Consider the following 376-nt stretch of genomic DNA (forward strand, 5'->3'; position numbering starts at 1 on the left):
TCCTCACCGGGAATGCCGAATACATACTCGACACCTTCGTTTTCCAGGCATTGCACAACGACATCGGCGGCCTTGGCCATCTTGCTTGCTACCTCAAGTGATGGGACGGGGAAGTCCAGAAATGCGCAGCACGGTACGCTGGCATCGCCAGGTCCAGAGCAGAAGTGCCCCGAACCAAAGTCTTGACGTAGGGGGGGGGCAGGAAAGTCACGTTAATGATGCGTGGAAGCCATTCTAGCCTGGCGTCGCACCATCCTCTGTAGGAGCGGGTTTACCCGCGAAGAGGCCGGCCCTGCTGGCCAATCCCCACTTGCCGTTCACCGTTGCCGCCGCCACCGCATTCGCGGGTAAACCCGCTCCTACACAGATTGGTGGT

General features: G+C 59.6%; 1 protein-coding gene. It reads right to left on the reverse strand.

Annotation, left to right across the window (positions count from 1 at the left end; all coding sequences use genetic code 11):
• Positions 1 to 80 (reverse strand): hypothetical protein (locus ACTJJN_RS27045; protein WP_373446728.1); only part of this gene is annotated, 80 nt, incomplete at its 3' end.
• Positions 81 to 376 lie beyond the last annotated feature (296 nt).

Origin of the sequence: Pseudomonas sp. 22515, assembly GCF_052044625.1 — a bacterium.
Taxonomy (GTDB): Bacteria; Pseudomonadota; Gammaproteobacteria; order Pseudomonadales; family Pseudomonadaceae; genus Aquipseudomonas; species Aquipseudomonas alloputida.